Origin of the sequence: uncultured Sphaerochaeta sp. (genome assembly GCF_963676625.2) — a bacterium.
Lineage (GTDB): Bacteria > Spirochaetota > Spirochaetia > Sphaerochaetales > Sphaerochaetaceae > Sphaerochaeta.
Genome location: NZ_CAXXYB010000004.1, coordinates 1,403,582 through 1,425,979, shown reverse-complemented (window position 1 = coordinate 1,425,979; position 22,398 = coordinate 1,403,582). Strand labels below are relative to the sequence as shown.

Here is a 22,398-nt window from a genome sequence, read left to right as displayed (position 1 = left end):
TGTTAAAGAAAAGAAGAGGTTATATCGTGACGGATCCAATGCATATCAGATTTCGTTATACACTTTTGGTCACGCTGTTTATAATTTGCTTTTTTGGATCTTTTCTTCTTGGAAAATATCCAATTGATCCTGTAACCTTAATTAAAATATTGCTGTCAAAAGTGATCGAGATACCGCAGGATTGGCCAAATCAGGCGGAAACGGTGCTCTTCAATATAAGATTGCCAAGAGTTGTGATGGGAGCGGTAATCGGCGGAGGACTTTCCTGTGCCGGTGCTGCCTACCAGGGAATTTTTCAAAACCCTATGGTTTCCCCGGATATTCTAGGGGCTTCCAATGGAGCGGCATTTGGAGCGGCGTTGGGTTTGTTTTTTCGCGATAGGTTATCGTGGTGTATCCGTCAGTGCCTTTATTTTTGGACTGCTGGCGGTAAGCCTGGTTTTTCTCATTAGTCAAAAAGTAAAATTCAATGCCACTTTAGGACTAATCTTAGCAGGGATCATGATTGGATCAATTTTCAATGCGGGAGTATCCTTTTTAAAGTTGGTTGCGGATCCTACGGATATCTTGCCGGCAATTACCTACTGGTTGATGGGAAGTCTGGCTTCTATATCAGAGTCCAGGATGCTACTTTTGCGGGACCAATTATTCTGATTGGAATGATCCCGATTATAATGTGGCGCTGGAGGATCAATGTTTTAACAATGGGTGATGATGAAGCCAGGACTATGGGTGGTAAATGCAAAAACAGTTCGTACGGGAATCATTATCTGTTCAACATTAATCACTGCCGCGGCCGTTTCAGTAAGTGGATTGATCGGATGGGTCGGCCTCGTTATTCCCCATTTTGCAAGGATGATTGTGGGGGATGATTTCCGGATTATGCTTCCGGCTGCGGTTCTGCTTGGCGGCAGCTTTATGCTGGTCGTTGATAATTTTGCACGGATGTTGACGACAAGTGAAATCCCGATTGGAATATTGACCGCATTTGTAGGCGCGCCGTTTTTCCTTTATCTGATTTTAAAGGAAGGGAGCAGGCAGCAGTGATGCTAAGATGTCATCGTACAACTGGGAGGACAGACTCCTCTCAACCTTGCAGAGAATCTGGAGAAAAGTGGTGCACATATCATAGGAACTCAGCTTGATGGCCTCGACGAAGCCGGAGACAGGGACCGTTTCTCCCAACTGGTCAGGAGACTTGGACTGAGGCAACCTGCCAACAGGATTGCCAAGAGCAATGACAAAATACTTTCCATGGCCCTGGAGGTAGGGTTCCCGGTTCTCATCAGGCCTTCCTTCGTCCTGGGTGGTCGGGGTATGTTCATCGTCTATGATGAAAACGGCATAGAGGATTTTGTGAAGAACAGCGGAGTCGAGGCAAGTATCAAGGCCCCTGTGCTCATAGACCAATTCCTCGACGATGCCTTTGAATATGATCTGGATGCGGTTTCTGACGGGACAAGCCTCTATATCGGGGGTATCTTGCAGCACATAGAGGCAGCAGGAATCCATAGCGGGGACTCCGCTGCGGTATTCCCTCCCTATAAATCCAACCCAGAAATTCTTTCCCAGATGAAACAGTGGGCCCATAAGCTTGCCGTGGCCCTTTGCGTCAAGGGATTGATGAATATCCAGTTTGCCGCAAAAGATGACCAGCTCTATCTGATTGAGGTCAATCCCAGGGCTTCGAGAACCGTTCCTTTCATATCGAAAGCCTCGGGAGTCAATCTCATCGAGGCAGCGGTACGAATCTGGGAGGGGCAAGATTTGGTAAGCCAGAAATTGGTCAAGACCAAAGGCTCCTTGGGCGAAGGTCATTGCATCACAGGATGGGCTATCAAGGAAGCGGTCTTCTCCTTCGATCGATTTACCAATGTAGATCCCTTGCTTGGACCCGAGATGCGTTTCTACCGGTGAATCCATAGGCATGGGGAAAACCTTTGGAGAAGCTTTTGCAAAAAGCCAGGCAAGCGCAGGAAACAGGCTTCCGGTCTCAGGAAAAGTGGTGATCAGTGTCAATGCCAAGGATAGGCAAACCATTATTCCTATGGCAAAAAAAGCTTCAGGAAATGGGATTTTCCATTGCCGCTACCAGAGGGACTGCCAGGTCCCTGTTCGAGGCAGGCATTCTCTGTGAAGTCGTGCAGAAAGTCCATGAAGGTAACCCGAACATAACGGACTATCTTAGGGCAAAACAGATCGATTTGGTGATCAACACCCCGGTGGGGTATCATGCCCATAAGAGCGATGATGAAATACGAACGGAAGCCATGCGCCTGAAAATTCCCTATACGACCACTACCAGTGCAGCCAATGCAGCAGTGCAAGCCATAGAATATCTTCAGAAAAAACAGGTTACGGTTCGTGAATTGCCCCAATGAAGTTTGCAAGAGTCTTCCCGTTTCCTCCTAAACAAGCAATTGCCTTTTGAATCTTGATGTTATACTATGAGGTGACTTTGCAAAGGAGGCCCGACGGGGACCCCATTATGGCAGAAGAAGCATTTTCACAACGAACAACTACGTGCGGGGCACTGACAAAAGAGGATAACGGGGAAAACTGTTATTCTCAATGGCTGGGTTCATCGGGACAGAAATCATGGGGCTCTTCATTTTATCAACCTCAGGGACAAATATGGCATTACCCAAGTCGTCGTAGACGACGATGCAAGTACAGAATTGCAGGATATTGCCAAAGAACTCAGAATGGAATATTGCATTGCGGTGACAGGCCTTGTCCGCCTTCGCCCCGATTCTATGATCAACTCAGAGATGAACACTGGAGAAATCGAGGTCAAGGCCGAGAAAATAGAAATATTATCCAGGTGTGCACCTCTTCCTTTCCAAATTGATGACGGAAATGAACCTCGGGAAGATCTACGACTCAAATATAGGTATCTTGACCTCAGGACACAAGGGATGCAACAGAGAATGAAATTGCGCAACGATTTTGTTTTCTCCCTGCGAAAATACCTTGAGGAAAGGGGTTTCTTGGAAATCGAGACACCGACTCTCATCAAGAGCACTCCAGAGGGAGCCAGGGATTTTGTGGTTCCAAGCAGAATTTACCCTGGTAAATTCTATGCCCTACCCCAAAGCCCTCAACTGTTCAAACAGATACTGATGGTCGGCGGCATGGATAAATACTTCCAGATAGCTCGTTGTTATCGTGACGAGGATGCCCGAGGGGACCGCCAGCTTGAATTTACCCAACTCGACATCGAGATGAGCTTCGTCAAGCGTGACGATGTACTGTTGCTCATGGAACAACTGTTCAACCACGTCTTCAAGGAAGTCATGAACTATGAGCTTCCCGCTCATTTTACCAGACTTTCCTATCACGACAGCATGAATACCTATGGCTGCGACAAACCTGATTTGCGCTTTGACATTCCCATGAAGGATGTAGATGATCTTGCCAAGAAGAGTTCCTTTGGGACTTTTGGCGATATTCTCTCCCAAGGTGGACATGTAAAAGCCTTGTGCGCACCAAAAACCGATGGAATCGATTTCTCCCGTAAATATATCACCGAACTTGAGGATGCCGCCAAGATTTATGGCGCCAAGGGTCTGGCCTGGATAAAGGTCGGAGCCGGCAATACCCTGTCTGGGGGAGTAACTAAGTTCTTTGGTGGTTTGGAAAGCGAATTGATCGAACGTCTTGGAGCCAGTGAGGGTGACTTGATTCTCTTCGTCGCCCATGAAAACTGGAAGAAATGTTGCACCAGTCTCGGAGCAGTAAGAACCAAGCTGGGCAAGGATTTGAAACTGATCAGAAAAAGCTTCGAATTTTGCTGGATCATTGACTTCCCGTTGTTTGAGTACAATGAGGAGGAAGGTCACTGGGAAGCTGCCCACCATATGTTCAGCATGCCCCAGGTCGAATACCTTGAGACGCTTGAGTCTGACCCAGGCAGCGTAAAGGGCGACCTCTATGACTTGGTCTGCAACGGATATGAATGTGCCAGTGGGTCCATCCGTATCCACGATGTCGATTTGCAAAAGAAAATCTTCAAGATCTGCAACATTGACGAGGAAACGGCAGAACAAAAATTCGGGTTCCTTCTCAATGCCTTCAGATATGGACCACCACCACACGGTGGGATTGCCCCCGGTGTCGACAGGATGGTCATGATCATGAGCGAGCAAACCTCGATTCATGAAGTCATTGCCTTTCCCAAAAATACTGCGGCGATAAGTCCAATGGACGATTCCCCTTCCGAACTCGACCAGCAGCAACTTGATGACCTGCATTTGATCATCAAGAAGCCAAAACAAACAGAGTAGTTCCATTGCCCCGAGTTAACCCTCGGGGTTTTTTTTTGGCTCTTTGTACAAACATTGACAAATGTATCATTGTTTTGTATTTTGTAGGTATCTGAATTTGCACTGCCTATGAATCTACAGTACAAACTGAGCAGGCGATGGATCCAAACAGGATTCGTGGGGCTGGGTCCGAGAGGACAACAGGTGCTTCAACATCTGTGGGACGGTTAGTAACCCCACGGATGCTTTTTTTTGTCCAATGGGAGTATGGTCGAATCATAACAAGTGCCAAAAGCTACCGGAGGTAACTTATGGAACACCAACCTGACAAAAAAATTGCCATGAATATTTCACGTGGCAATATTGCATTGAATGTACTTCTCGCTGTATCAAAACTCATCGTGGGAGCCGTCGCCAATTCCAGCGCTATGATTAATGATGGAATAAACAATGCCTCTGATGTCGTGAGTTCAATCATTGTCATCATCGGAATCAGTGCCGCTTCAAAGGCATCGGACAAAAATCATCAGTATGGACATGAACGATTGGAATGCGTCGCGGCCATTTTGCTTTCCGGTATAGTCATGGCAGTAGGCTTTGGCCTTGGTGTCGATGGAGTACAAAAAATCATAAAAGGTACCTACAAATCCCAGCCAACCCCGGGGACAATGGCCTTGGTGGTGGCAATGATTTCAATAGTCGTCAAGGAAATCATGTTCCTCTACACCCGTTGGGGTGCCAAGAAAGTCAATTCTTCTGTCTTGATGGCCTCGGCCTGGGATTCCCAAAGCGATGTATTGGCAACAACTGGGGGCTTGATCGGTATAGCCGGATCAATAATTGGCTTTCCCATTGCCGATTCCTTGGCTGCCATTCTCATTGCAGGGTTCATCCTCAAAGTCGGAATACAAATCTTTTTGGATGGCATGAACAAGATGGTAGACCATGCCTGTCCCCAGGAAATGGTTGATGCAATCAAAAAGGTTGTCCTCGACCAGGAAGGTGTCTTGTCCCTTGATGTACTCAATACCCGACAGTTCGGCTCAAGAGCCTATGTGGACATCGAGATATCTGCCGATGGAAATTTACGTCTCATAGAAGCCCATGCCATCGCAGAAAGAGTCCATCATGCCATTGAGCATAATTTTCTCGAGGTCAAGCACTGCATGGTACATGTAAATCCCTCAAAACAGTAAAAAGCTAGCAATTATCCCGAAAAATGAGCTATCTTATATATGGAGATAAAAAATGAGTGAAAAAAAACATATCAGAGCTGATTTCGTTCATGGCCATTATCAATTCAATACTGATAAGGGAGCTGTATATGAAATTGGAGAGACAGCACCTTATGACTATTTATTGGGAGCCCTTAGTGGATGTCTTTTTGTTACCTTTGAGGCTCTTGCCGTAAAGATGCAGGTTGCCTGGGAGCATATCAGCTTCGAGGTCAACGGAATCAAGCGAGAGACTCCGCCTACCACGCTCAAGGACTGTACCATCACTGCTACCGTAACCGGCTGCGACGACCATCCCAAATGCCTCAAGGCCTTTGAGACAGCCACAAGGTATTGTTCTGTCTACCAGACCATCTCCCAAGTGGCAGAGATGCACTGGACAGTAAATTTTTCCCAGGAGCAATAAATTGGAAATGGAAGACAATGGGCGATATACCAATATCTTGCTCTTCGATGCATTCGAAGAAGCCTTGAGCCATCTGATCAAGGAAGACAAAGAACTCTTTGAATGGCCAAAGGCAAAAGCCAGTATTGCCCATTGTTTTGCATCGCATTTGCACAGGGAATTAAGAAAAGTGTTGGGCCTCTCCCTGGATGAGAGTTCACGAACCTTCCTTGCCTTGCCCCAGGGTATGAAGGTAGATATTTTTCCTCGTATAGGGTCTGTTCCCATAGATCTTTTGGTGCATGACAGAAAAAATAGCAGGCCCTTGGCCGTAATCTTCTATACTGATTACCTGAACAAGGGACAGATGGATAAACTACGGAAACTGCAAGGCCTTGGTTGCAATCTGGTACTGGCCGTGGCTTTTCTTCCCCAGAAAGATTATATACTCATCTACCGTTCCAACGGATCGATGATCGATTATTATCATTTCAGCAAACTGGAAGGAAATAGTTCCTTGCTTATGCAAAAGGAATTGGAACAAAAATCAGATGCCCTGCAACTTTCCCTGGGAATCAAGCAAAAAAACAAGCGAAAGACCAAAAAAAACCCTACAATCAGTCCAACGGATCAATAACCCGGGACTCCCCTGTCATTTTGTTGACACAACGCTTATGGGCATCTTCACATCCATTCCAGCCCTTGTCAAAATTTTCCGATTTATATTTTTGGGTCATCCAACGGACATCCTCCCCGATTCGGTCCAGGTTGGCCAATTCCAATTGCGTGATCGCCTTTACGAAATCCGTCTGGACACTGCCTGAAAGAGCCTGATTCGAGGCTTCAAGTATCTTCTGGAAGTGGTGAAGGCAGAATCCCTTGCTTTCCCCCAGGGCCTTCTTGAAGTCAGCATCCTGATTCCATAGATACGCAATCGTAAAGCAATAGCGCTCCAAACGCCCCTGCATGGAAGTACAGACAAGACATCCCTCTTCTCTCTTTTCAAGCTGATTCGAGAAGTCCGTGATTGCATTCAGTGTCTTCCTTCCCGGTTTTGCACCGAGCAAGGCCTTAAAGTTCTTTTCCAGTTTCTCTCTCGTGGTGGAAAGATAAGTATCTGCCATCAAGGCAATCCCCTGGGGTTTGTTTGCCACCAGGAGCATCTGGGCATGAGTGGGGCAAAAACCATGTTCATTGACCTTGACCCGGGTTTCGGGATTCATTACCGAATTACCAAGGTAGAAAGAAATCGCATGTTGTTCGGCACCTTTCATCAAGTCACAGACAAAGCACTCACTTCCGCTTTTCACGCCATCCCAGACAGGTATGGTTTCCAGTTCAATCTTCATAACTCACGATTGTAGCATGTTTAGCTAACACTCTTCTTTCTATTTTACCTTTTTCCGCAAAAAATGGGGCCGGGAACCTTTTGGCTCCTGACCCCAAACTATCTACAAATGTTCAACTTACCTTTTAGCCAGCTCTTCAGCTTTCAGGGCAATATTCTCTGCAGTGAAACCAAAGGTCTTTGCAAGATAATCGAGCTTGCCTACTTCACCGAACCGTTCGCCAACGTTGACAAAATCCATCAAGACAGGATTTGTCCTGGCCAGGTATCCAGCGATATCCTCGCCTACACCACCGGCATACCGTCCGTTTTCGCAAACAAGAACATGTTCGCAACGTTTGGCAACCTGATCGACCAGGGCATAATCCAAGGGCCGAATGGTATGCAGGTCCACCAAGGTTGCATTGATTCCCTTTGCCTTGAGCAAGGGAAGAGCCTTCTCGGCGGCATTTACCATCACTTCACCGGTAGCGAAGATACCGACATCATCACCCTCGGCAAGAACAATTCCCTTGCCAAGTTCAATCTTGGTTCCAACAGGATACCGATGGGTTGCACCCTTTCGGGCTGCACGGGTATAGGAAGTCTTGTTCAGGTCATGGGCCTGTCTCATCAACTCATAACAACTCTGCGTATCACTCGGATCGAGAATTATTACACCCGGGACTTGTCTCATGAGGGCGATATCCTCAAAGGGCATATGGGTCCCGCCATTGAGCTGGGCAGTAATGCCCGGGTCACTTCCGACAAGATGAACTACCTGATGGGCATACCCAACGGAAATGAAGAACTGGTCATATGCCCTGCGGCTTGCAAAACAGCCAAAGGTATGGGCATAGGGAATCAATCCCGTAGAGGCAAGACCGGCAGCGACACCAATCATATTTGCCTCGGCAATCCCGCAGTTAAAAAACCTGTTGGGGAAGGCTTTGCAGAAGGAAGTTGACCCGATGCAACTCGAAAGGTCTGCATCAAGCATTACAACTTCGGGGTGCTCACTTGCCAAATCATTGATCGCGGCCATTACGGCATCGCGCATATTCGAAATTGTACTTGTATCTCTCATTCCTGTACCCCCTCGCGTGCATAGAGGTCGTGTACGGCCTTTTCGGCTGTAGCGGTATCAAATGCCATGCTATGGTTTGCGGTAATACCTTCACCCGGAATAAAACCATAGGATTTTATGGTATCCATGATAATCATGCTCGGCCTATCGGTTACGGTCTTGGCAACCTGTACGGCATGGTCAATCTGGGCAAAGTCATGTCCATTGATCCTCTGTACATGCCAGTTGAATCCAAGCCAACGGGTATCGATGTTATCCATGCCGACGATCTCTGAAGTGGGACCATCAAGCTGGAGCTTATTGAAATCAGTAAAGGCAATCAAATTTCCCAACTTCCATTGGGCCGCTGTCTCCGCCGCTTCCCAAATCTGTCCTTCCTGACTCTCTCCATCTCCGATTATTGCAAAGGTGTTAGCCTCAATTTTCTGAATCTTTTGTCCAAGGGCAATGCCTACGGCAGCACTGAAACCTTGTCCCAGGGAGCCTCCCGTAAAATCAATACCAGGAGTCTTGGTCATATCACAGTGACTGGGAAGGGTCGTACCACCTTGGTTGAGAGTCATAAGCAGTTCAATAGGGAAATAGCCTTTACTCGCCAACGTAGCATAGACAGCCGGTCCAGCATGTCCCTTGGAACAAACCAGACGGTCACGGTCAATCTTTTTCACATCGGTGGGATCTACTCTCATCTCGTGATAATACAGATACGTAAGCAATTCCACGATCGACATACTGCCACCAATATGCCCTGATCCGAAATGGCCGATTTCCTCAATCGTCAATTTTCGAATTTCCAAAGCTTTTAGCTTCAGTTCTTTGACATCAAGCATTTCTATCTCCTTATTTTTTGTTTTTCATATGCATTAATTCCTGACACCGACTTTCTTGCAAATCGGATACAGAACACCCTTTGCGCTCCATTATTGCGGAGATTACTGTCATTTGGGCAGCTCTCTCCAGCAATTCCATTTTATCAAAAGCTTCCAAAAGAGTCTTGCCAATAGTAAGGGCCCCATGGTTTTCCAACAACAAGACATCATGACCAAGGGCCTGGCTTGCTACTTGCTCGGCAAGGGCAACGGTTCCCATCAAGCGATAGTCCACCATCACGGGTTCTTCCAATATATAGTAGGACTCGGCAATCATTTTCGTATCAATGGCGCACTTTCCGTTATTCGTTATAGCCGTGAAAGCTGAAGTATAGGTCGGATGGGCATGAACGATAGCCTGGCAATCCTTGCGAGAACGCAAGATAAGCCTATGCATCTCGGTTTCAATGCTCAAGGTAAGGTTTTTGGTCAAATTCTCCCCGTCCATGGTAACAAGGGCGATCGTATCATACGTCAGCGACGCTTTGTCGAGGGCGGAAGGAGTTATGCAAAATAAATCGTCGTTGATCCTCAAGCTTATGTTTCCACCTGAGGCAGTCGTAAGCTGGCGATTATACAATCTAGTCATGCAAGCAGCTACCTGCTGCCGTTGTTCATCAAATTGGCTTTTATCCATGGCCGATTATAGCATGCATCGACCATGAAGATAAAGTTATCATCGTGTCAGTAAAGATGTTTATACCTTGAGAAGGGTTGGTCGTTTTGCTACAATGGGCGGTGTTCCAGTAATCAGAGGAGACGTATTATCATGAGAATGTCCACGTTGTTTTCCAAAACCCTCAGGGAAGCCCCAAACGGTGCCGACTGCAAGGGATATGAATATCTGCTTCGTGCAGGATTTATCCGCCAGATGGGCGCCGGTATTTTTTCGCTTCTTCCCTTCGGTTTCAACGCTACCAGAAAAATTGAACAGGTTATTCGCGAAGAGATGAATGACATCGGGGGGCAAGAGATTCTCATGCCATTGGTCAATCCTGCTGATATATGGAAAGAAACAGGAAGATTTTACAGCATTGACAAAGAATTGAGCCGGTTCCAGGATCGAGGCAACAGGGATATGGTCCTCGCCATGACCCATGAGGAATGTGTAACCGATCTTGCCCGGGGAGAGATAGATAGCTATAAGAGGCTTCCCCAGCTGGTGTACCAGATCCAGACAAAATGGCGTGACGACCCCCGTCCCCGTGCCGGATTGATCAGGGTACGGGAGTTCACCATGAAGGATAGCTATTCCTTCGATCGCACCCAGGAAGGTCTGGATGACATCTATGCCAAGCATTACAAGGCTTATTTCAGGATATACAGTCGTTGCGGACTTCCTGTCATTGTCGTAGGGGCAGACAGCGGTATGATGGGAGGAAAAATTTCCCATGAATACATGTACCTTTCTCCCATTGGCGAAGATACCCTCATTACCTGTTCCGAATGTGGCTATACGGCAAACCGCCAGGTAGCAACCTTCAAAAAGGAATATCTTACATCAGAGCCAAAGGCCATCGAAAAAATCCTTACTCCCAATACAAAGACAATAGACGAGCTTTGTGCTTTCCTCAAGATCGAGAAAAAACAAACGGCAAAGGCTGTCTTCATGGTCGGAACCTTCATCGATGCCTCGAACGGGGAAGAACAAGAAAAATTGATCATCGGTGTCATTCGTGGGGATATGGACGTTGAGGAGAACAAACTGCAAAATGCCGCCAAGGCAAATTCCCTTCGTCCTGCCCATATCGAGGAAATTGTTGCAGGTGGTATGGTCCCTGGTTTTGGATCGCCCATCGGAGCCAAGGCTGAAGTCATCGCCATCATTGATGACTCAGTGGCAAAGAGCAACAACCTCGTCGCAGGAGCCAACGAGGAAGGCTATCATCTGTTGAATACAAATTTCGGGCGTGATTATTCTGGAATCGTTGCCGATATTGCCAGTGCTACTTCAGGCAATGCCTGCCCTGTCTGCGGGAAACCCCTGGCATCCTCAAAGGGTGTCGAGGTTGGCAATATTTTCCAGTTGGGAACCAGATACAGCGAGAGCATGAATTGTTTCTTCCAGGATGTAGACGGGACACGTCGCCCTGTGATTATGGGTTCGTATGGTATCGGGGTCGGTCGCTTGCTTGCCTGTCTTGCCGAAAACTATAACGATGACAAAGGTTTGTCCCTGCCTATTACCGTCGCACCCTATCAGGTGCATCTGGTAAGTTTGGTCAAGGATGCGGAAGTCGGAGAAAAGATCTACAAGGATTTGTCCGACAACGGTATCGAGGTTCTCTTTGATGACAGAAAGGAATCAGCAGGGGTAAAGTTTGCGGATGCCGACCTCATTGGCTTGCCTATCCGCATTACGATAGGAAACCGTTCCCTGAAAGAAGGGAAAGTCGAGGTCAAGCTGAGAAGCAACCTTGAGGAAACCCTTTCCTATGACCTGGACAATATTGTCGGAGAAATCAAGGATCTTATCGCCAAGCTCACAAAAGAGATCCAGGACAAGATTGTCGAGAAGGAATGGATCAAGGGCTAATACAAGTATCCTCAATACGTAATTCCATCAAGGGAATATCTGGTTTTCAGATATTCCTTTTTTTTGCTTATGCATTCAATCAAGGAATGTACAATGCTTTTTTCACAAAAATCAGAAATGACGATTTATAAAAATATTTCTTTACAGAATCCATTTTATGATTTAGATTTCTATTAGTTAAACTGAATTCACTTTTAATATGTGATATCACTTAAAAAGATTTCTTCCATGAGGTTTTTTAAGTAGACGTAAAACTTACCAGTTCAGCATTTCTCGATGCATCTGGAAAGAATATAGAAAGGAGATTGAAAAAATGAAAAAAATGCTCTTGGCTGTTTTTGTTGCCGCCTTGGTGTTAACAGGTTGCACAAAGCAAACAACACCGGCAAACGTTGCTACGGAGGTAACTCCGACAACAAAGGTGGAGAAGGTCTACAAAATCAAGGTTGGCCATGAATTCACGACCGAAAGTCCTAGACATAAAGCTTTGCTGGTATATAAGAAATATTTGGAAGAGACCTCAAACGGTCGTCTCAGTGTAGAGATCTACCCTGCAGGAATTCTTGGCAAAGAAGCTGAAATGATTGAATCGGAAAAGATGGGAAACCTGGAATGTTTTGTAGGAGGTCCCTTCGATCCCCAGACAGAGAAATTGAACCTCATCCTCATGCCATTCTTTTTCCAGGACCAAGATGCCCTGATGAGAGTTTCCCAAAGTGAAATCGGTGAAGCCATCCGAAAGGATGGAGAAAAAAACAACCTGAAATTGCTTGCCTTCGGTAATGGCGGATCACGTCAGATAACCAATAATGTTCATGAAATTAAGAGCCCAGCAGATATGAAGGGATTGAAAATCAGAACCCCTGGAATGGAATCAATCATCAAATGCATGAGTGAATTGGGAGCAAATCCAGTCTCAATTCCCTATGCAGATACCTATATGGCATTGAAAACCGGTGTTGCGGATGGACAGGAAAATCCTTTGGCCAATATCGGGGACATGAAATTCTATGAAGTCCAGAAATATATGACCTATATCAATTACCAATTTCATCCAGAAGTCATAAGCATGAATTTAAAATTTTATAACAATCTACCCGAAGACCTCCAAAAGATCGTCACTGATGGAGCTTGGATCTTTACCAAAGAACAAAACAAACTCAGGCTTGAAATGGATGATAAGTATTATAAATTGATTGAGGACAGTGGAGTAAAAATCTATAAACCCACAGAAGCAGAGCGTCAGCAATTCATTGCTGCTTGTGCCCCGGTATATGACTATTTCATTCAGAAAGGCACCTTTACGCAAGAAGAACTTGATGCCGTAAGAAAAGTTGCACTGGGAAATTAAAGATACCTATCCGGCAAGCCCGAGGGATTCCTTTGGCTTGCCTTCATATCGAGGAAATTCATGAATTCATTAATCAAATATCTAGATAAAACCCTATCTGCAATTTGCATAACCATGATAGGTCTCTTGGCTGTTGGGGTTATTATCTCTGTTTTCCTTCGTTATTTCTTAAGTCTTTCCTATGGATGGGTTGAAGAATTTCTTACAATGCTATTTGTATTTGACACGTTTCTTGGGGCAGCGGTCTGTGTTCGGGAAAAGCAACATATCAGCATCAATTACTTTACTTCAAAGCTTCATGGAACGTTGCGAATCATCTCCGAAATATTCATACAAATCGTAATCATCGTTGTCTCTGGATTTTTGATGTATTACAGCATTCGATGGATACAAATGGTAGGCTCCACGGTCTCTCCAAATTCTGGCGTTCCCTTTGGTTTTTTTTATTCCATCATTCCAATTTCTTCATCGTTGACTGTCTTGTATTCAATCGTGAATATTCTTAGCCATTTTATCCATATCGAAGAACCTCAGTGTGGATATTTTGATGATTCTTATTTAGGGGAAGGGATGTAATATGAGCCTTACTATAATGTTCTTGGTCTTGCTTGTTCTCTTGTTATTGGGGGTACCTATTGCTTATGCGATAGGAAGTTCAGGCATTGTATATATGCTCCTGACAGAACCTTCCTTTCTGATGTCCTTTCCCCAACGCATTCTAAGCGGAACCAACAACTTCATTATCATTGCCATGCCCTTATTTATGCTGACTGGGGAATTGATGAACCATTGCGGGCTTACTCGAAGACTGATTAATTTTGCCTTGCTATTGGTGCGGCCCTTCCATGGGGGACTTGCAGAGGTCAATATTGTAGCTTCCATGATTTTCGGTGGAATAACAGGCTCTTCCGTTGCAGACACTTCGGCCTTGGGAAGTATTCTTATCCCGGACATGATCAAAAAAGGATATCCCAGGGGATTTGCGGCAGGAGTAACCGTAGCTTCCTCAACAATGGGAATGATTATCCCTCCGAGCATTCCCATGCTTATGTACTCGATGGTAAGTGGTGCGAGTGTAGGAAAACTCTTCCTGGCAGGTGTCATTCCAGGTATTTTGGTTGGTGGATCACAATTTATATACACCTTTCTCATCTCCAAGAAAAAGCATTATCCACAAGAAGAAGGATCACTTCCCATACGAGAAACCCTTAAAATTGCAAAGGATGGAACACTCGCAATTTTTATGCCTATATTGATCATTGTTTCAGTTTCTTTCGGAATTGCGACTGCCAGTGAGAGTGCCGGTATTGCCCTTCTCTACTCCGTGCTTCTTGGTTTTTTTGTTTATAAGGAACTGAAATGCAAGGCCATAATCAAATCCTTGAAAAAAACAGCTGTGATGACCGCTTCTATCATGATCATTGGTGGATTTACCATGGTTTTTACCTGGGCCTTGGCAATTGAGCAAGTTCCCAATACCATTGCCGCGTTTTTATTGGCTTCCAACATACCCTTCTGGGTTGTCCTCATTCTTTTTGATATTCTCATTTTGTTTCTTGGTACTTTCCTGGATGTTGTTCCATGTATTCTTCTTATCGCTCCAATTCTATTACCTGTCATGCGGCAATTAGGAATGGATGAATTACAATTTGGAATGATTTTGATCGTAGGCCTGGCAATTGGGTTGGTTACGCCTCCTGTGGGGATGTGTCTCAATGTCGGAGCAAAGATTTCAGGATTATCCATCATTGAGGTTTTCAAGGAAGCCGTTCCTTTCTTGTTTTGCAATCTTTTGATATTGTTGCTCGTTTCATTTATTCCAGGAATTTCTCTCTTCCTTCCAAGCCTTATGTAAGAATACTGCAAGGCATTTCAAGAGATCCATATTCCTCGGAGAAAAAATGAAAAATCCTGCTTTCAAAAATTAAAACACTTTTGCCATTTCCATAAAATGGGAAAAGAAGGAGAAGTATATGACATTACGCGAACGAATGAAAAAGGGTCCTGTCTTTGGTATCACTGTATTTACTGCAGCGACATGTGTCGTAGAAGCTATCGGGAACTGGGGATACGATTTCGTATATCTTGATCTTGAACATTGTCCTCTTGATGGCCCGAATAATATGGAAAAACTGATTATGTCCGCAAAACTTGCGGGTATTCCGGCAGTGGTCAGGGTGTCGGGAACCGATGAAATAGAAATACGCAAGGTTCTGGAGATGGGCGCCGAGGGAATTGTAGTCCCCCATACCCGTACAAAAGAAGATGTCCTGCAGATTGTCCATGGAGCAAAATTCCCTCCACTCGGACGTCGAGGTGCTGAATCGAATGTTCGATCCGCAGGATTTGGAGGTCCAGGATTCTCTTGGGCTGAATATGTAGCAAAGAGCAATGCAGACACCCTGGTCATCCCCATGGACGAAGATTTCGAGTTCACGGAAAACCTGGATGCAATCCTTGATGTTCCGGGAATCGATGCAGTCAACTTCGGGCCAATTGATTATTCACTCTCCATTGGAGCTAAGGTAGGCTATGCAACCGAGGATCCACGAGTTGCCGATGCTTACAAGAAACTGGCCGAAGGAGCAGCAAAAAGAGGAATTGGAGTAATGTGTCCGGTAGTACCTGCAACCAAGGAAAATATTGAGGCAGCTATCGCGAAAGGTATTACTATGTTAATTCTGGGAAATGATATGTACCATTTGCAAGCAGCATTGAAAACAATGCAAACAGAAGCCATTTCCTTAGTTAAGAAAAACCGCTAAAAGCAATCAATGTTTGGTATAGGAAGAGGACATATTATGGACTTTACACAGAAATTTTCACTCAAGGGAAAGGTAGCCTTCGTTACGGGCGCCTCCTACGGTATCGGTTTTGCCTTGGCAACGGCATTCTCTCAGGCCGGGGCACGAATAGCCTTCAATGATATCAACCAGGCCTTGGTCGACAAGGGCCTTGCATCCTATAAGGAGAAGGGCATCGAGGCCAAGGGCTACGTATGCGACGTGACCAACGAGCAGGCGGTGATAGCGACCGTATCAAAGATAACTGCGGAGCTGGGACCCATAGATATCCTGGTGAACAACGCAGGGATCATCAAGCGCACGCCGATGATCGAGATGGACGTGGCCGATTTCCGCAAGGTAATCGATATTGACCTGAATGCACCGTTCATCGTATCGAAGGCAGTACTGCCCTCGATGATCGAGAGGAACAAGGGAAAGATCATCAACATCTGTTCGATGATGAGCGAGCTGGGTCGGGAGACGGTCAGTGCGTATGCGGCGGCAAAGGGTGGACTGAAGATGCTCACCCGAAACATTTGCAGTGAATACGGGCAGTTCAACATCCAGTGCAACGGGATCGGACCCGGATACATCGCTACCCCGCAGACAGCTCCCTTGCGCGAGAGGCAAGCAGACGGGTCCAGGCATCCGTTCGACAGTTTCATCGTAGCAAAGACTCCGGCTGCACGGTGGGGGACGACCGAGGACCTGACGGGCCCCGCGGTGTTCCTTGCCTCCGAAGCCTCTGACTTCGTAAACGGGCACGTGCTGTATGTCGACGGGGGTATCCTGGCCTATATTGGCAAGCAACCAGAATAGACCATGCCTTTCTGTAATAAGTATGGGAAGTACCTTCATATGAATACACCTTCCCATACTTGCTTGTTTAATAATAAAATGATGATACCATACGAAGTAGTAGCAAATGAGTACATCCACGTAAAGGAATTGATAAAATGACAGAGAAAGGCCAAAGCGAATCAAGTAATAATATTTTCCAAATACTCAAGCAAGAACTTTGCGACTTGACGATTAATCCAGGAGAACAGTTGCAAGAAAGCGTAGTATGCGAAAGATTCAATGCCTCCAGACCACCTGTCAGAACAGCTTTCCAGCGTCTAAGTGATCTTGGCTTGGTAGATATCATTCCTTATCGAGGTGTCTTCTCTAGCCTTCTGGATTTGGATTACATTTACCAGATGATTCATCTCCGAATAAATATTGAAAGCAGAATCATCATTGATTTCATCGATAGCCATCCTGATCCCTTAATTCTGGAAGAGATTGAACACAATATCAGGAAACAAAAAATATTGATAGAAAAAGAACCTGTCAACAAAACAGACTACTTTAATCTAGATAGTGAAATGCATAGTATTTGGTTTAAGAATCGAAGGTGCCAGGATCTTTGGAATATCATTCAACAGCAAGAAATCCATTATACGCGTTTCAGGATTCTTGATTTTGTAGAAACACAAAAATACTCGGAAATCTCCGGTGACCATGAAAAACTTCTTCAAGCAATCAAAGCCGAAAAGCCAGAGACTGTTGTCCCCATTCTTGGCACCCATCTCAACGGTGGCTTGCGACGCATGGGACCAAAGGTCCTCAATGAGTACGGTTCCTTCTTCAAAGCTCCTCAAGACCTGGATTTCTGGAAAGAATATAACAAACGTTATAATTATTGATTCTTGAAGTATTTTATTCTTCTTCAAGGACAACAGATCTCCTTTGCAGGAGATCTGTTTCATACTGATTTTCTTTCAGAAATTTGGTACTTAGTTTGCCCCCATTCGTTTGAGCTGGTTTATGATATAGGTACGCTTGGTAGCCTTGGCATATTCCAACACGGAATGGCCTTGATAGTCCCGGGCGTTGATATCAGCACCGGCTTTGATCAACTCTGAGACAATTCTTGTTTCGTTATTGGTATTGACTGCAAGGATCAGGGCTGTCTCCCCGAGATAATTGCGGGCATTGAGATCTGCACCAGCTTTCAGCAATTCTGCGATGATCTTTGGACTCGTACTTTTGTTGGCGGCAAGATGCAAGGCATTTGAACGATATTTAGGTTCGGCCTCCTGAATATCTGCCCCAGCTTCCAATAAAGCCTTGAGCACACTGACGGAGGGATTGTATTGAGCTGCAAGCATTATTGGAGTAAGACCCCATTCATTTTGAGTGTGTATGTCTGCACCCTGGGTCAAAAGGGTCTTGATTTCCTTGGCTTTAGTCGAAGAAACGGCAGCGGCAAGTAACTTTTTGTTAAGACTTTCAACATTTCTAGACATAGTTTCAAAAACTCCTTACTCATTATTTTGTTTAAACTTACTTATGCATAGTATTTCAAGTTTTTGTATTTATGTACAGAGTTTCACCTTTTTTAGAGCATAAAATCCTTGAAAGGAATTTTTACCTTTCATTTTGCTTCTTTGGATTTGCGTATATCAAGAGTAATGATGTATGATACTACCATGTTGACAAAAGAAATTATCCAACAAGTTGCAAAAGTCGAATTGCATGACCATTTGGATGGGGGCCTCAGAATCGAGACCATCCTGGAACTGGCACAAGAACAGCATGTAAAACTCCCTGCAACCGACCCCCAAACCTTAAGGGCCTGGTTTGTCAGAGGTTGCAAACAAAAGAGTCTCTCTCTTTATCTGGAAACTTTTTCCATCACTACTGCCGTGATGCAAACCAGGGAGGCCTTGGAAAGAATAGCGTTCGAAGCCGTAGAGGATTTGGCAGCACAAAATGTTTGCTATGCAGAAATTCGTTTTGCCCCCATTCTGCACACAGCAAAGGGATTGTCCACGGAACAAGCGGTACAAGCTGTCCTGGACGGCTTGCAACGAGGCAAAAAGAGTACAGGAATGCCTTCAGGGCTCATACTATGTGCCATGAGGAACCAGAATCCTTCCGTTTCCCTTGCAATCGCCGAACTTGCGGTAGCTTTCTGTGACCGGGGAGTCGTCGGATTCGATCTGGCAGGTGACGAAAGTGGCTATCCCCCAAAAAAACATCTGGAAGCCTTCCAATACATTCGAAACAAGAATTTCAATATTACCATCCATGCGGGAGAAGCCTTTGGGGTTGAATCCATCTGGCAGGCAATACAAGTATGTGGCGCACACCGTATTGGACACGGAACCCGGTTGATAGAGGATATGACAATAGAGGGGACCCATATAGAAGAAATGGGATCCCTTGCCAATTTTATTCTCGATCGGAGAATTCCTATGGAAATGTGTCTCACCAGTAATGTAGGAACTGGGGCTGCAATCGATTATGCCCACCACCCCTTCCCTATTTTCTTCAGGAACAATTTCAGGGTATTCCTGTGCACGGACAATCGCCTCATGAGTGATACGGACTTGACCAAGGAAATGGAATTGGCAGTCCAATATTATAACCTGAATCTCAGGGACCTGGAAAAATTGACCATCAATGCAATGAAATCCGCTTTTATCCATCATGACGAGAAAATCAAGATAATCTATGACGTGATAAAGAAACGGTATGCGGAAATCAGGGTAAATTACGGGATAATGGACTGAACGAGTAAGCGAATCAAAAAAAGGAATAACGGACCAGCTTACATGGTCCGTTTCCATACTTCTATGGGATTTATATGCATTCTGATCCTGCAGTAGAGATAGGCAAAAAGCAGTCCGCTGAGATGGGTAAGGTGAGCAACATTTCCACCGGCCCCGAAAACCTGGCTTGATAATTCAATCCCTGCATAGAGTACGACAAGAATCGGTGCCCTGATAGGTATCAATCCGAAGATGAATACCTTTGCATATGGATAGAAAACGGCAAACATCAATAGTACACCATAAATGGCACCCGAGGCCCCGATAAGGATAACATTTGTGCCAGCTGCAAGATAACAAAGAAAGCTAAGAATTCCGCTGACTATACCGGTCAAAAGGTAGAATAGCAAAAATTCATTGCTTCCTACCCTCTGTTCCACCATTGTTCCAAAAATGAACAAACTAAGCATATTAAAGAAAATATGGGATAAACTACCATGCACGAACATATAGGTAAAAAACTGCCAGACATACCCATGCAACACAAAGGAAGGTATCATGGCCAGGTAATATTCACTTTTGGGGTAGACATACATCGTAAGGCCATACACCAAGACATTGATGATTATGAGTTTCAAGGTGATATTCGTATACGAGTTATTCCGGAATCGCCGGTTGATGATGCTCTTTTTATTCATAGGATATAAGGTATAGAGGTAATGACAATTCGTCAATCAACAAGGGTTCAGACTTAAATTCCCGTCAATTTTTTCTGGAACTAGCCAGGCAATATAGAAAATAGTGTGAAAAATTACATTACTGTAACTTTTTTGCACAGCAAAAAATGAATAGTTTGTTCGTCATATAGTCCATATAGTCATATATTAATTCCTACGGTATATAATTTTGAAGTTGGCACGATTTATGCACTATACTATATGAACAGAGCAACAGTTTTTTTCAAACCTCCTTAAAGTGTGATTTCCTAGGTGCCAGCTTCTCTTCCCACCCCACAAAAACAGCTGGCACCTTCTTTTTACCTTTTCCCTATACAAAAAATCAACAATCATGTAGAAACAGAGTATTTCCAACCCTTTTTGCTTAAGAGATTACCCAAGTGTAATAAATTAGGAAACTGATACTTTTTTGCACAGTATACCAACGCCAATTCCTTTTATAAAAACAACTATAAGTATAATTTAATATACTTATAGTCATGTATTTAATACATGGCACGAATAATGCATTATACTATATGAACAGAGCAACAGTTTTTTTCATACCTCCTTTTAAGTGTGATTTCCAAGGTACCAGCAATACTCTACCCCATAAAAATTGCTGGTACCTTCCTTTTATCCAAGAGAGACCTGGATATTGTTATTTTCCTTATCATGACACTCAACAGGTACATGATATCCTTCTGAAAACCATAAAAAGCCCCTACATCGAAATACTGTAATCTATTTGATCCCTGTGATTTTTTTTCACAGTGGAGACCATTGAAAATTGAATGTATTCTATTCCTATGGAATGTATTAATCACTTTAAATAAAGAAATTCAAGTTGGCACGCTATCTGCATTATAGTCTATGTACAGAACAACAGTTTTTTTCAAACCTCCTTAAAGTGTGATTTCCTAGGTGCCAGCTTCTCTCCCCACCCCATAAAAACAGCTGGCACCTTCTTTTGCCCTTTCGACATTCTCTTATATTTGCTATAGTAAAAGTATGGCAACAAGCAGAAGAGATCGCGCAGACTCCTATACAAAGAGAGCACACAAAGAGGGCTACCCTGCCCGCTCGGTATATAAGCTGGAAGAAATCCAGAACAATTTTCGATTGGTCAAGCCTGGTGATTCAGTCTTGGATGTCGGGGCAGCCCCTGGTTCCTGGACCCTCTACACCGATAGGGTCCTTCTCAAGGGACAGGGAAAGATCATTGCAGTCGATTTAAACCCGTTGAACCTGAACCCCATTCCCTCTACGGTCACCGCATTTGTCGGGGATGCCTTTAGCAAGGATATCAGGGCCTTGCTAGTTGAAAACGGCCCTTATGATGCAATTATCAGTGATGTAGCACCCATGACCATGGGTAATCGTTCCGTCGATACCGCAAGAAGTGAGTACTTGGCAGAACAAGTAGTCTATCTTGCCAGTGATCATCTCAAAACCCATGGAAACCTGGTCGTAAAGATTTTCCAAGGTGGCGGACAAGTTGAATTGATACAAACCATGAGAGCCATGTTTACCAAGGTAAAACCCTTCAAGCCAAAAGCCTGTAGAGATGATTCATTCGAAATATACTTGATAGGCTTGGATAAAAAAGAAACCCACACACAAATGTAGGATATCAGAAGAAGCAAAGATCAAACCTTTGCTTCTTTTTTTGCCTTGGCAAGATTTCTTGCTGCTCCTGGATTGTCAACCAAAGCCAGAACTTGTGAAAAAGCCTCAACTGCCGCAAGGGGATTGTTGAAAGAATTGAGATACAAGGTTCCAAGATTATTCAAAGCCTCGACATGGGTAGGATCAGCCTCAGCAATAGCCTGATACAAGACAAAAGCTCTCTGGGGATTCTTTTCCAGCTGTTCCCGGGCTTCTCCAATGCCTTGCAGTGTTTCTTGTATCCGATGAAAGCGAGTTTCATCAAGAAGCAAGTCCAGACGTGCCGTTACCAAATGCAATTCCTTACCCTGAGGATTATCATCAAGTGTTTTTTGATACCATTGAATCGCTTCATTACGATTTCCTCTGACATATTGGATATCAGCTAACAGGCGACATAACCGAAGACTTTCACCATATCGTTCAATGGCAAGGAACAACGTACGAGAGGCCTCTTCAAATCGCTCCTGGCCAAGAAGCACAACGGCAAGATTATATTCCAACCCCATGGAAGGTCCCTGTTTGTCAAGCAAGCTCCTCGTATGGGATTCAGCTTCAACCCATTGGTTCTGGACCATGGCATTGAGCATCCTACGTTGATGGTACCAAAAGAATACATTCATCGAGGACCTCC

At 44.7% G+C, this 22,398-nt stretch carries 21 protein-coding genes, 2 pseudogenes and 1 riboswitch; of the genes and pseudogenes, 16 read left to right on the top strand and 7 right to left on the bottom strand.

Features of this window, described 5'->3' with window-relative positions; genetic code table 11:
- The first annotated feature begins 38 nt into the window (after window positions 1–38).
- The 7 genes and pseudogenes from ACHZBG_RS09535 (at window position 39) to ACHZBG_RS09505 (ending at window position 6,522) form a co-directional block, all read left to right on the top strand.
- Window positions 39–1,047, top strand: a pseudogene (locus ACHZBG_RS09535) (FecCD family ABC transporter permease).
- A gap of 12 nt (window positions 1,048–1,059) precedes the next feature.
- Window positions 1,060–1,917, top strand: coding sequence for an ATP-grasp domain-containing protein (locus tag ACHZBG_RS09530; RefSeq protein ID WP_320129239.1), 858 nt, complete (start codon window positions 1,060–1,062; stop codon window positions 1,915–1,917).
- Between the two features lie 101 nt (window positions 1,918–2,018).
- Window positions 2,019–2,381, top strand: coding sequence for a hypothetical protein (locus ACHZBG_RS09525; protein WP_394699374.1), 363 nt, complete (start codon window positions 2,019–2,021; stop codon window positions 2,379–2,381).
- A 107-nt stretch (window positions 2,382–2,488) separates the two neighbouring features.
- Window positions 2,489–4,286: pseudogene (gene aspS, locus ACHZBG_RS09520) on the top strand (aspartate--tRNA ligase).
- A 116-nt stretch (window positions 4,287–4,402) separates the two neighbouring features.
- Window positions 4,403–4,494: riboswitch (NiCo riboswitch) on the top strand.
- A gap of 82 nt (window positions 4,495–4,576) precedes the next feature.
- A complete protein-coding gene (locus tag ACHZBG_RS09515; RefSeq protein ID WP_320129214.1) occupies window positions 4,577–5,461 on the top strand; it encodes a cation diffusion facilitator family transporter in 885 nt (294 codons plus the stop codon).
- A 52-nt stretch (window positions 5,462–5,513) separates the two neighbouring features.
- Window positions 5,514–5,906: an OsmC family protein gene (locus ACHZBG_RS09510; RefSeq protein ID WP_320129213.1), complete on the top strand. Its 393-nt coding sequence runs from the start codon at window positions 5,514–5,516 to the stop codon at window positions 5,904–5,906.
- A gap of 7 nt (window positions 5,907–5,913) precedes the next feature.
- Window positions 5,914–6,522, top strand: coding sequence for a hypothetical protein (locus ACHZBG_RS09505; RefSeq protein WP_320129212.1), 609 nt, complete (start codon window positions 5,914–5,916; stop codon window positions 6,520–6,522).
- Here the strand turns inward: ACHZBG_RS09505 and ACHZBG_RS09500 are convergent.
- The 4 genes from ACHZBG_RS09500 to ACHZBG_RS09485 all read right to left on the bottom strand — a co-directional run bounded on the left by ACHZBG_RS09500 (window position 6,503) and on the right by ACHZBG_RS09485 (window position 9,805).
- Entirely contained in the window at window positions 6,503–7,234 is a 732-nt protein-coding gene (locus ACHZBG_RS09500; RefSeq protein WP_320129211.1) for a DUF6062 family protein, read from the bottom strand. The two genes, ACHZBG_RS09505 and ACHZBG_RS09500, sit on opposite strands and share 20 nt — an antisense overlap.
- Before the next feature lie 117 nt (window positions 7,235–7,351).
- Window positions 7,352–8,299, bottom strand: coding sequence for a transketolase C-terminal domain-containing protein (locus ACHZBG_RS09495; protein ID WP_320129210.1), 948 nt, complete (start codon window positions 8,297–8,299; stop codon window positions 7,352–7,354).
- Window positions 8,296–9,129: a transketolase gene (locus ACHZBG_RS09490; protein WP_320129209.1), complete on the bottom strand. Its 834-nt coding sequence runs from the start codon at window positions 9,127–9,129 to the stop codon at window positions 8,296–8,298. Before ACHZBG_RS09490 ends, ACHZBG_RS09495 begins: the two co-directional genes overlap by 4 nt.
- Before the next feature lie 10 nt (window positions 9,130–9,139).
- Entirely contained in the window at window positions 9,140–9,805 is a 666-nt protein-coding gene (locus ACHZBG_RS09485) for a class II aldolase/adducin family protein (RefSeq protein WP_320129208.1), read from the bottom strand.
- Between the two features lie 132 nt (window positions 9,806–9,937).
- Here ACHZBG_RS09485 and ACHZBG_RS09480 point away from each other — a divergent pair, with 132 nt between their 5' ends.
- The 7 genes from ACHZBG_RS09480 (at window position 9,938) to ACHZBG_RS09450 (ending at window position 17,529) form a co-directional block, all read left to right on the top strand.
- Window positions 9,938–11,704 carry a proline--tRNA ligase gene (locus tag ACHZBG_RS09480; protein WP_320129207.1) on the top strand — a complete coding sequence of 589 codons (1,767 nt, stop codon included), beginning with the start codon at window positions 9,938–9,940 and terminating at the stop codon, window positions 11,702–11,704.
- 313 nt (window positions 11,705–12,017) lie between these two features.
- Complete coding sequence (locus tag ACHZBG_RS09475; RefSeq protein WP_320129206.1) at window positions 12,018–13,055, top strand: TRAP transporter substrate-binding protein; 1,038 nt, start codon at window positions 12,018–12,020, stop codon at window positions 13,053–13,055.
- A 60-nt stretch (window positions 13,056–13,115) separates the two neighbouring features.
- Window positions 13,116–13,631 carry a TRAP transporter small permease gene (locus ACHZBG_RS09470; protein ID WP_320129205.1) on the top strand — a complete coding sequence of 172 codons (516 nt, stop codon included), beginning with the start codon at window positions 13,116–13,118 and terminating at the stop codon, window positions 13,629–13,631.
- Window position 13,632: 1 nt separating this feature from the next.
- Window positions 13,633–14,910, top strand: a complete 1,278-nt coding sequence (locus ACHZBG_RS09465; RefSeq protein WP_320129204.1) for a TRAP transporter large permease — start codon at window positions 13,633–13,635, stop codon at window positions 14,908–14,910.
- A gap of 118 nt (window positions 14,911–15,028) precedes the next feature.
- The gene (locus tag ACHZBG_RS09460) at window positions 15,029–15,820 is read left to right on the top strand and encodes an aldolase/citrate lyase family protein (protein WP_320129203.1); all 792 of its coding nucleotides are present in this window, start codon (window positions 15,029–15,031) and stop codon (window positions 15,818–15,820) included.
- 36 nt (window positions 15,821–15,856) lie between these two features.
- Window positions 15,857–16,660: a gluconate 5-dehydrogenase gene (locus ACHZBG_RS09455; RefSeq protein ID WP_320129202.1), complete on the top strand. Its 804-nt coding sequence runs from the start codon at window positions 15,857–15,859 to the stop codon at window positions 16,658–16,660.
- Window positions 16,661–16,797: 137 nt separating this feature from the next.
- On the top strand, window positions 16,798–17,529 hold the full coding sequence (locus ACHZBG_RS09450; RefSeq protein WP_320129201.1) for a GntR family transcriptional regulator: 732 nt from the start codon (window positions 16,798–16,800) through the stop codon (window positions 17,527–17,529).
- 90 nt (window positions 17,530–17,619) lie between these two features.
- Here the strand turns inward: ACHZBG_RS09450 and ACHZBG_RS09445 are convergent, their stop codons facing one another.
- Window positions 17,620–18,132 (bottom strand): ankyrin repeat domain-containing protein, encoded by a 513-nt coding sequence (locus ACHZBG_RS09445; RefSeq protein WP_320129200.1) that lies wholly within the window; start codon window positions 18,130–18,132, stop codon window positions 17,620–17,622.
- 168 nt (window positions 18,133–18,300) lie between these two features.
- Between ACHZBG_RS09445 and ACHZBG_RS09440 the strand changes: the two genes are divergently transcribed.
- Window positions 18,301–19,401, top strand: a complete 1,101-nt coding sequence (locus ACHZBG_RS09440; protein ID WP_394699373.1) for an adenosine deaminase — start codon at window positions 18,301–18,303, stop codon at window positions 19,399–19,401.
- A gap of 38 nt (window positions 19,402–19,439) precedes the next feature.
- Here ACHZBG_RS09440 and ACHZBG_RS09435 read toward each other — a convergent pair whose 3' ends face one another.
- Window positions 19,440–20,078 (bottom strand): rhomboid family intramembrane serine protease, encoded by a 639-nt coding sequence (locus tag ACHZBG_RS09435; protein WP_320129198.1) that lies wholly within the window; start codon window positions 20,076–20,078, stop codon window positions 19,440–19,442.
- A 1,029-nt stretch (window positions 20,079–21,107) separates the two neighbouring features.
- Between ACHZBG_RS09435 and ACHZBG_RS09430 the strand changes: the two genes are divergently transcribed.
- Entirely contained in the window at window positions 21,108–21,725 is a 618-nt protein-coding gene (locus tag ACHZBG_RS09430; RefSeq protein ID WP_320129197.1) for an RlmE family RNA methyltransferase, read from the top strand.
- A 20-nt stretch (window positions 21,726–21,745) separates the two neighbouring features.
- On the opposite strand, the gene ACHZBG_RS09425 is transcribed toward ACHZBG_RS09430, so the two are convergent.
- Window positions 21,746–22,387 carry a tetratricopeptide repeat protein gene (locus tag ACHZBG_RS09425; RefSeq protein ID WP_320129196.1) on the bottom strand — a complete coding sequence of 214 codons (642 nt, stop codon included), beginning with the start codon at window positions 22,385–22,387 and terminating at the stop codon, window positions 21,746–21,748.
- Between the last annotated feature and the right edge of the window lie 11 nt (window positions 22,388–22,398).